13 protein-coding genes are annotated in these 9,532 nt (G+C 33.7%); 6 read left to right on the top strand and 7 right to left on the bottom strand.

Annotated features, from left to right (window positions below; all coding sequences use genetic code 11):
- Window positions 1–175: 175 nt before the first annotated feature.
- From MVE07_RS03590 to rimI, 3 genes are read left to right on the top strand one after another with little or no spacing between them, the layout of a single operon-like run.
- Window positions 176–850, top strand: coding sequence for a Bax inhibitor-1 family protein (locus tag MVE07_RS03590; RefSeq protein ID WP_297454107.1), 675 nt, complete (start codon window positions 176–178; stop codon window positions 848–850).
- Between the two features lie 15 nt (window positions 851–865).
- Complete coding sequence (locus MVE07_RS03585; protein ID WP_297454103.1) at window positions 866–2,140, top strand: bifunctional 3,4-dihydroxy-2-butanone-4-phosphate synthase/GTP cyclohydrolase II; 1,275 nt, start codon at window positions 866–868, stop codon at window positions 2,138–2,140.
- Complete coding sequence (rimI, locus tag MVE07_RS03580) at window positions 2,106–2,558, top strand: ribosomal protein S18-alanine N-acetyltransferase (RefSeq protein ID WP_297454099.1); 453 nt, start codon at window positions 2,106–2,108, stop codon at window positions 2,556–2,558. The genes MVE07_RS03585 and rimI overlap by 35 nt, the downstream gene beginning before the upstream one ends.
- On the opposite strand, the gene MVE07_RS03575 is transcribed toward rimI, so the two are convergent.
- Window positions 2,542–3,309, bottom strand: coding sequence for a polysaccharide deacetylase family protein (locus tag MVE07_RS03575; RefSeq protein WP_297454097.1), 768 nt, complete (start codon window positions 3,307–3,309; stop codon window positions 2,542–2,544). The genes rimI and MVE07_RS03575 overlap by 17 nt on opposite strands.
- Before the next feature lie 73 nt (window positions 3,310–3,382).
- On the opposite strand from MVE07_RS03575, the gene hpt reads away from it, so the two are divergent.
- Genes hpt through MVE07_RS03560 form a run of 3 tightly spaced genes read left to right on the top strand, consistent with a single transcriptional unit; the run spans window position 3,383 to window position 5,310 of the window.
- Window positions 3,383–3,913 carry a hypoxanthine phosphoribosyltransferase gene (gene hpt / locus MVE07_RS03570; RefSeq protein ID WP_297454094.1) on the top strand — a complete coding sequence of 177 codons (531 nt, stop codon included), beginning with the start codon at window positions 3,383–3,385 and terminating at the stop codon, window positions 3,911–3,913.
- Window position 3,914: 1 nt separating this feature from the next.
- Window positions 3,915–4,835, top strand: coding sequence for a bifunctional molybdenum cofactor biosynthesis protein MoaC/MoaB (gene moaCB, locus MVE07_RS03565; protein WP_297454091.1), 921 nt, complete (start codon window positions 3,915–3,917; stop codon window positions 4,833–4,835).
- A complete protein-coding gene (locus MVE07_RS03560; RefSeq protein ID WP_297454088.1) occupies window positions 4,819–5,310 on the top strand; it encodes a DUF4416 family protein in 492 nt (163 codons plus the stop codon). Before moaCB ends, MVE07_RS03560 begins: the two co-directional genes overlap by 17 nt.
- Here the strand turns inward: MVE07_RS03560 and MVE07_RS03555 are convergent.
- The 6 genes from MVE07_RS03555 to MVE07_RS03530 form a co-directional block, all read right to left on the bottom strand.
- Entirely contained in the window at window positions 5,294–6,124 is an 831-nt protein-coding gene (locus MVE07_RS03555) for an MnmC family methyltransferase (RefSeq protein WP_297454085.1), read from the bottom strand. The two genes, MVE07_RS03560 and MVE07_RS03555, sit on opposite strands and share 17 nt — an antisense overlap.
- The gene (locus MVE07_RS03550) at window positions 6,109–6,720 is read right to left on the bottom strand and encodes a fumarylacetoacetate hydrolase family protein (RefSeq protein WP_297454082.1); all 612 of its coding nucleotides are present in this window, start codon (window positions 6,718–6,720) and stop codon (window positions 6,109–6,111) included. Before MVE07_RS03550 ends, MVE07_RS03555 begins: the two co-directional genes overlap by 16 nt.
- A gap of 16 nt (window positions 6,721–6,736) precedes the next feature.
- Complete coding sequence (locus MVE07_RS03545) at window positions 6,737–7,153, bottom strand: PIN domain-containing protein (protein ID WP_297454079.1); 417 nt, start codon at window positions 7,151–7,153, stop codon at window positions 6,737–6,739.
- Window position 7,154: 1 nt separating this feature from the next.
- A complete protein-coding gene (locus MVE07_RS03540; RefSeq protein ID WP_297454076.1) occupies window positions 7,155–7,625 on the bottom strand; it encodes a hypothetical protein in 471 nt (156 codons plus the stop codon).
- 121 nt (window positions 7,626–7,746) lie between these two features.
- Entirely contained in the window at window positions 7,747–8,538 is a 792-nt protein-coding gene (locus MVE07_RS03535) for a menaquinone biosynthesis protein (protein WP_297454073.1), read from the bottom strand.
- Window positions 8,535–9,532: sulfite exporter TauE/SafE family protein (locus MVE07_RS03530; protein ID WP_297454070.1), on the bottom strand; the 998-nt coding region annotated here is incomplete at its 5' end. The genes MVE07_RS03530 and MVE07_RS03535, both read right to left, overlap by 4 nt.

Here is a 9,532-nt window from a genome sequence, read left to right as displayed (position 1 = left end):
GTAAAATAGCCCTCTTCATAAGTTTCCTCCTTTTATTTAACTTTTTATTAGCTGATTTTATTGTAGTTAGGGTTTTTTAAGTTTTTATTAAAATTTTGTTAAGATTTCTTAACAATTTTGAAAACAACCTTAACTGAGATATATTTTTTGAAATTAAAAAATTAAGGAGATTGTTATGGAAGTAAGAAATATATCTATTCCTCAGGAGATAGAAAAATCTAATCTGCTGGTCAAAACGTATCTGCTTCTAACAATGGGATTTTTAACAATGGCCGGTGGAACGATTATAGGGTTGCAATTTGTTCCCCAAATGATTTCCCTTGGGAAATGGGGATTTCTTATTGTTTCTCTGCTCGTAACTATAGGGACAATGTTCCTTGCTTTGTTAAATCAAAAAAACACACTGGGATATCTGTTTTTCCTGCTTTTTACATTTACTATTGGATTTTTTGATGCACCTTCTATAGCCGTTATATTCAGTTCTCCTGCACTGATTGAGATATTTAAGCAGGCCTTTGTGATAACTGCTGTTGTTACCGGTAGTTTAACTGCTTATGTGTTTATTACAAAAAAAGATTTTAGCTTTTTAGGCGGGTTCTTGTTTTCTGGTCTTATTATTGTTGTAGTTATGGCAGTTATAGGTTTGTTCTGGCAAAACAGAACACTGGAATTTGTTATGTCTGGGATGGGTGCATTGGTGTTTTCCGGATACATTTTATATGACACCTCCAGACTTATATACGAAAAATCAACAGCTGTAGAGATTGCAATTGCTTTATTTCTGGATATTATTAACCTATTCTGGTCAATATTCAATTTATTGAGTATTTTAAATAGCAATGAAGATTAAAAAGGTGGTGAAAAAATGGAAGTAAGGTTCAACACAATTGAAGAGGCAATTGAGGATATAAAAAACGGCAAAATGGTAATTGTTGTTGATGACCCTGATAGAGAAAATGAAGGTGATTTGGTAATGGCCGCTGAAAAGGTCACACCTGAAGCTATTAATTTTATGGCGAAGGAAGGTCGTGGTTTGATATGTTTATCCCTCACGCCTGAAAGGTGTAAAGAACTTGACATTCCATTAATGACCACCACCAATACAGACCCAAAAGGAACAGCTTTCTGTTTATCAATAGATGCCCATCCGGATTTTGGAACAACAACAGGTATATCAGCTTATGACAGGGCTATCACAATAAAGCTGGCCGTTTCCCCTGATGCCAAGCCATCTGATTTTGTTAGACCGGGACATGTTTTTCCTTTAATGGCACGTCCAGGTGGAGTTCTGGAGAGAACAGGACATACAGAAGCATCTGTTGACCTTGCAAAACTGGCAGGTTTATATCCTGCAGGGGTTATATGCGAAATAATGAAAGAAGATGGCACAATGGCAAGGCTTCCTGATTTAATGAAATTTGCTAAAAAACATAATCTCAAAATAATAACCATTGCTGATCTTGTTAAATACAGATTGAAAAGGGAAAAGTTAGTAAGCCGTGAAGCAGAAGCTTACCTGCCTACAAAATTTGGAACATTCAAAATTTATGCATATAAAAGTAAGGTTGACGGTTCTGAACATGTTGCCTTGGTAATGGGTGAGATAAATCCTGATGAACCTGTTCTGGTCAGGGTTCATTCTGAATGTCTAACAGGAGATATATTTGGCTCTCTGAGATGTGATTGCCAGTCACAGCTCCATGCAGCCCTTAGAATGATAGCAAAAGAAGGAAAAGGGGTTCTGGTTTATATGAGGGGGCATGAAGGCAGAGGCATAGGAATAGTAAACAAAATAAAGGCTTATAGCTTGCAAGATGAAGGTTATGATACTGTTGAGGCAAACCATAAGTTAGGTTTTAAGGCAGATCTGAGGGATTTTGGAACAGGTGCTCAGATATTGTTAGACCTTGGTGTTAGAAAAATGAGACTTATGACAAATAATCCGAGAAAAATAGTTGCTCTACAGGGATTTGGTCTGGAAATAGTTGAAAGGGTTCCAATTATTACAGAAACAAATCCATATAACAAAAATTATCTTAAAACTAAAAAAATCAGACTGGGACATCTGCTGGATGAACTTCAGGGAGAAAGCTGCCAGTTAGAAGATGAGGATTTACAAAGAGAAGATAAAAATAGCTGATTTTAAAAAGGAATATCTTCCACAGGTTCAGGAAATATTAAAAGAAAATTTTGAGTATCCATGGTCTGAAGAGCAAATTCTTTCCTCTAATGCTTTCTCTATAAAAAAGGTTTTTATTTATGAAAATAATCCTGTAGCATTTTTTGCAGGGGAGTTGATATTCTCAGAAGGTTCCATTTCAATGATAGCCGTTAAAAAGGAGTTCCAAGGAAAAGGCATCGGGAAGCATATTATGAACTGGTTTATAGACCTATGCAAACAAAAAGGTATAAATAATATCTGGCTGGAAGTTTCGCAAAACAACAAAAAAGCAATCAGATTTTATGAAGATTTCGGTTTCACTATTCAGGATATAAGGAAGAATTATTACAAAGATGGTTCTGATGCACTTATTATGAAGCTTAATTTACATCATTAGGATATTTAGAAGGATATTTTAAAATTTCAGTTAGAGGAACTATTTTATAACCTTGTTTTGTAATTTCTTTAATTATTATTTCTAATGTTTCTGGTTTTGTTCTGGTTTCGTGCATGAGGATAATACTTCCAGGAGAAAGATGGTTAACCACATTTTGTATTATAATTTGCTGATTTTCAAAGTATTTCCAATCCATACTATCTATGGACCAGAGAATACCTTTTAAATGATTTTTCCTTAAAGCCTTGACTATACCTTGATTAACAATCCCGTAAGCCGGCCTAAAATATTTTGGATTTAGATTATTTTCATGAAATATATCTAAAGCCTTTTCTACATCATTTAAAATTTCTTTTTCTGTTAGTTTGTCATAATTCAAGTGGCTGTATGTATGAACTCCAATAATAAAAAGTTCTGAGTTATAACGGTTTATCTCATATTTAGGGATACGATTTGCTATCCAAAAAAATGTTGCCGGCACCTTATACTTTTTCAATACAGGGACAAGTGTATATCCATTTTCAGAAGGTCCATCATCAAAGGTTAAAGCTATTATTTTTTTGTTTGTATTTGTATTTGCTTTAAAATAGAAGCTTTTTACAATCTGAGGGTCTTTTTTAGATAAATAAGGTATATATTTAGAATAAAGGAAAAAATCCTCTGCATATGCACAAAAACTAATAGTTAAGGTCAAAATAATTAATAGAAATCTTGAGTTCAATTTGCATCCTTTTTGTTTAAATTTTATCATTCAAAAATACGATTTGCCATACTTTTTAAATCCTCCTAAAATAGTTTTATCCAATTTGATTTTGAGGAAAGATATGGAAATAAAAGGCAGAAAAGCATCTATTTTAATTCCGGAAAAGGAGATAAAAGAAAAAGTCAAACAATTAGGACAACAGATTAGTAAAGATTTTGAAGGCAAAGAATTGTTAGTGGTGGGTATCCTGAAAGGCTCTTTTATTTTTATGGCTGATTTAGTCAGGGAAATTGAGGGAAAAGTTTATATAGATTTTATGCAGGTTTCTTCTTATCACACAAATATGGAAAGCTCAGGGGAGGTTATCTTTGTCAAAGATATATCAACAGATATAAAAGGAAAAAATGTGCTGATAGTTGATGATATTATAGACACAGGTAGAACACTGGAAGCCCTTGTTGAAGCTTTATCCCAGCGGGAGCCTAACATAATAAAAACCTGTGTTTTACTGGACAAAAAAGAAAGACGGGAAGTCAACTACGATGCCGATTATGTGGGATTTGTCATACCTGACAAGTTTGTTATAGGTTATGGTTTAGACTGGGCAGAAGAAGGTAGAACATTAAAAGATATCTATGCAGTGGAGGATTAAGATGGGATTTAAACCGGTTGATGTGTCAGGAAAATTTGAAACAATCAGAACAGCCAAGGCAGAAGGTAAGATATATTTATCCCCTGAATCTGTAGAAATGATAAAAGAAAATAAGGTTCCTAAAGGGGATGTTTTGCTTGCTTCACAGATGGCAGGTTTACTTGGAGCAAAAAGGACTCCTGATATACTTCCATTTTGCCATAACATAATGATTGACCATGTTGTTGTAGATACACAACTTCAGGAAAATGGGGTTTATGTAACAGCTGAGGTTAAATGTGTAGGCAGAACAGGAGTTGAGATGGAGGCTTTAACAGCTGTTTCCGCAGCACTACTTAATGTTTATGATATGCTCAAGGCTTTTGATAAAAATATGGTTATATCTGATATAAAACTTGTTTCCAAAAAAGGTGGTAAATCAGACTGGGCTGAGGATTTATCAGGCCTTAAATGTGCTGTTATTACTCTCAGTGATACATGTTATCAGGGAGAGGCTGAGGATAGAAGCGGAAAAACAGCTATTGATATTATTGAAAATGAGTTTGGCGGTCAGGTTGTCCATTACAAAATACTTCCTGATGACAAGGATATGATTGTCAATGAATTAAAAGAACTTACAGATAAGGTAGACATTATATTTACAACCGGTGGAACAGGATTTAGCAAAAGGGATGTTACCCCAGAAGCTACAAAAGAAGTAATTAGAAAAGAGATGATAGGTTTTTCTGAAGCAATAAGAATTGTTGGAATTAAATTTACTCCAAAATCACTCCTTTCAAGAGGGGTATGCGGGATTTTAGGAGATGCAACCCTTGTTATAAATCTCCCTGGTTCAACAGGCGGAGTTAAGGATAATATCAGGCTTGTTGCTCCTCTTTTAAAACATGCAATAAGAATGGCAAAAGGTGAGAAAAAACATTAAGGCTCATCTTGGATTTGCACTTATGTGGAAGGAGGAGAAATTCCTCCTTTCTGCCTTAGAATTATTAAAAAAAGAGTTTGCAGATTTTAAAACTCAATCAGAGCCTTTTAAACCTCCATTTTCAAAGTATTATCACAAGGAGATGGGCAGTCCCTTATACAAAAAATTTGTTATAACTGAGCTGATTATTGATAAATCAGAAATAGTCAAAGTTAAAAAAATGGCTATGGATATTGAAGATAAATACAGAATAGAAGGTAATAGAACGGTTAATATAGACCCGTTTTATATAGATAAAGAACAGCTTGTTGTTTCTACATCAAAATACAGAGGGAACAGGGTCTATATGGGGGATGGTGTTTTTGTAGAATTGGAGCTATTTTATCATCACGGTTCATTCCAGCCTTTTATCTGGACTTATGTTGATTATAAAGAGCATATTCCATTTTTTAATAGTATCAGGAAGTTGATTTAAGTCTTTTTTTGAGTTCTTTTTCCCAGTTTGATTTTATTTCTTCTCTGCTTAGAGTTAAATCCTGATTATCATGGTAAGGCACTGCATAAGGGGAAGTCTTTAGTCTGTTTTCTTCTTTTTCTGTTAAAGGAGGTATATCTCCCTTTATAGTAGCAACAGTTGAAAAGCTTTTTCTTCCTACCGGTTCAATCAGGCCGATTTTCAACCCTGCTTCTATTAGCCCCTTCCTTACCGCAAGTGAGGCACTATAAGTAGCCAGAATAGCATCCTCTTTCATAAGGTCTTTAACCTTTTTAAAAAGTTCAACAGTCCACATTTCTGTATTTACTTTCGGGGAAAAGGCATCATAAAAAACAGCATCAAATTTGTGGTTTATTGTTTTTATAACCTGCCTTGCCTCTCCAAATAAGATGGTTAGTTTAAAGTTTTTAGCTGTTGCTGTGTATATATCGCCATCAAAATGTCCAGATAGTATTTGAGAATAAATATCCTGAAGCTGCTTAGGTAGCTCAAGATGTTTTATTTTGCTGAAAATATCTTTATCTTTTTCCACTGATATGATTTCAAGGAAAATATCCGGATTATTTTTTGTGGCTACTTCTACAGCAACTGCAACGTTATATCCCAGTCCAAAGCCAATATCCAGAATATCTATTTGATTTTGGTTTTTTGCAAGCTGGTCTATTTTGCAAGGAAGAACAAATTTAAGCAGACTTTCTGTATAGGCTCCAGCCTTTGTGCTGTGATATGCTTCGTTAAATTCTTCGTTTATAAATGTCTCTGTCCCATCAGCAGTTCTTATTTTACTGTCCATTGCGCCTCTATTATAGGTTTATTATCTATCAGGATTTTTCCTGTAAAAATATCTCCTTTTTCAAATTCTCCAACCCCTGAAGGAGTGCCGCACATCAGAATATCTCCATCATATACAGAAAAATACTTCTTCATTTCCCTAATAATCTCATCAGGTTTATAAATCATATCAGACACGCCACCTGCCTGTTTTAGTTGCCCATTTATCCACAGTTCCATTTTTAGATTGTTTATCTGGTGAGGCTCTATTTTGACAAACTGGGAAAACACAGCAGAGTTATCAAATGCCTTTGCCTTTTCCCATGGTAGTCCTTTACTTTTTAGTCTGTTTTGTTCATCAACAAGTGTAAGGTCTATCCCAAATCCTATGCCTGCTATCTGACTGTTTCTAAAAATAAAAGAGATTTCTCCTTCATATCTGCATTTTTTGTCTGGCTTTATAAGCTGAGTTGAGATAGAGGAGTTAGGTTTTATAAAAAATACTATTTCCTCTGGATTTTTATTCCCAAGCTCCTCAATATGCTTTGTATAGTTTCTACCTACACATATCACCTTTGAAGGACAGATTATCTCATTTTCAAGTATCACTCCTTTCATATCTACTCCCAACCTTTTATTTTAAGGGATTAATTAATTTTAGCTCTTTATTTTGATACTTTACTTTTGGTATTGTTATATCTTCCGTAAGCAAAACTTTTATATTATTTCTAAAGCAAAATGCTATTATCACGCTATCAAAGAATTTTAATCTGTATCTCTGCCTTATATCTATTGCATTTTTTATGTCCGCAGGCATTTCCGGATAAATAAGGGTTAATTTCTCAATGGCTGATAATATTTCCAGAGTTTCTCTATTGGAAAGTTTTATTTTATCTTTTAGAACCCTTGCGAGTTCCTTATAAATTTGTGTAGAAATAAGAATACCGGTATTTGAAGCAAGAGATTTTAAAAGCTCTTTTACTATCTGTCTTTTTTGAATATCTTGGTTTGTAAAAAGGTAAATCCAAAGATTTGTATCAACTACAACCAACTTATACCTCAGCCTTTTTCTTTGCGTTTTCTACAATGGCAATAATCTTATCAAGTAGTTCTTCAGCCTCTTCTTCAGTTTTTATCCTATCTGGAACTAAATCTATAAATCGGCAATCACAAGGGTCATAACCCCTTTCTTTTAGTGTTTCTCTAATAGTATTCTCATAAATAACTATTGGATGTTTAATAATATTTCCTTTTGCTTTTTCACCTTTTCTTTTGGAATGCTTATATTTTTCCAGATAGGAAAGCCAGGATTTTTTGGCACATTCCACAAGAGTATCTCTATCAAGGATATAAACTCCTCTACTACCAACAACTACTAAGAAATCAAATGTTTTCCTTTTTCCAAGCTCTATTTTGTAATCTTCAGGATTATCCTTTGGATGTATAACCTGTCCTCTCATTATGTAATAAAGAGTCTTACCTCCCGTTTGTTTACTTTTCATTTTTACAGTCTCTATTTTCATCTTAGACTCCTAATGCAAGTTTAAGACTAATATAGGGATTTTACTTGTTTTTGTCAAAAAATTTACTTAAAAAGTAATATAATTAACTATTTACAATGATTATATTTAAAAATAAAAAACCTTAAATATTAATTATTCTGAAATCGGGTTTTCCTTTTATTAGTCCCATTTCAAGTAAATAGTTTGAAAAAAGTTGTAAGCTTTCAAGATGCTGGGAAGAAAGGCAAAAATCAAGATTTTTTAAATAAAACTTTGCAAAGTCAGTATCAAATTTGATTTTTGCTTCTTTTATGTATTTTTCAATATCTTCAAAAAATTTTTCCTTTGATTTTTTTAAAACAGATGAAAGCTGAATTATTTCAGATTTTTTATGTTGTAAACTTTCTTTTCTTACACACCATAAAGCAAAAACAAAAGGTAGTTTTGTATGTTTATACCACTCTCCTGACAGGTCTATTGTATAGGAGAACTTATCCCTATATGCAATTGCCTCATCTCCTATTAGCAAAACCGTTTCTGCGCTGTTTATATCCTCAAGCTGCGTATAGGAAACCTTTTTATTAAAGAACCTTTCAAACACAATTCTGGTTAGATATCTGGAAGTTTTAGAAGCAGTGGTCAGGGCTATTTCTGTTATCTGGTCAACAGGCTTTTTAGATAAGACAAGAACAGAATGCACTTTATTTAATGAGCTTATAGATAGGTCAGGGAGTATGTAGTAATCCTTGAAATTTTCTATATACTCTGCAGAGGATACAAAACCAACATCAATATCTTCTTCTCTCAGATATCTGTTTATTTGTGAAGGAACTCCTTTTACAAGCTGGTAACCAAAATCCGTTTTTATTCCCGTAAGCTCAAAATTAAAGGGCAGTGTATTAAGATAATCAATCCAGCCTATCTTTAAACTCAACTTTCCTGTTTCCTGTGTTGAAGTTTTTCAATATAAATCTCAATTAATATTTTTAGTCTATGGGTTAGCATACTAATTATAGTCCCGGCAATTAAACTGACAACTATTACAGATAAGGAATAAATTTCAGGATGGTTATGGGCAAAATCCGAAATAGTGTTATGAACAGCATGAAAAGCCTCTTTTTTCTTTCCTTTTTCAAAAAATAGCTGATAAAAACTCATTATAGAAACAGCAGAAACAAGGGAAGCCATGATAAATTTAGTTATATTTTTGTTTATTTTCTGTCCTACAGCAGAACCAAAAACAGCACCAAAAGAAGAACCGGCCATAAGAATTAATGCAAGAACAATATCAACTCCGTAGTTTACAGTTCCATGGAAATATGTGAGAAATGAAGTTATAAAAATCATCTGGAACAAACTCATTCCAACAGCTCTATGAACAGGTAAACCTGCAAGATATATCAGAGCTGGTATCACAACAAACCCACCACCAACTCCCATAACAGCAGCAAGAAATCCAGAAATTAATCCTATGAAAATAGGTATAAGAATAGAAAATGTTCCAAACTCAAAATGATATTTAAAAGGCAGATTTTCCAGAAATCTAACAAATGCACTTTTTTTCTTTTCTTCTTTTTTCTTCCTAAGAACATCTATAAACATTGTTATTCCGGTGAAAGCCAGATAAAAAGCATAAAAAGACAGAACAAATGTTCTAAAATATCCGGCTTCTTCCAGTATTTTTGCCAGAAATACTCCAAATCCGCCACCAACAAAGCCGGAAAGTATCATAACGATACCAAGTTTTATATCTATATTTTTTAGTTTTAGATGGGCTAAAAATCCTGAGACTGTAGCACCCACCATCTGGGCAACTGAGGTTCCCACGGTGACAATTGGAGGAATACCCAACTTGATTAAAGCAGGGTTAAGTATAATTCCGCCACCAATGCCAAGAAGACCAGAGAAAAATCCAACCACAACACCAA

The sequence above is a fragment of the Persephonella sp. genome (genome assembly GCF_027023985.1).
Taxonomy (GTDB): domain Bacteria; phylum Aquificota; class Aquificia; order Aquificales; family Hydrogenothermaceae; genus Persephonella_A.
This window is presented reverse-complemented; position numbering and strand designations above follow the sequence as displayed.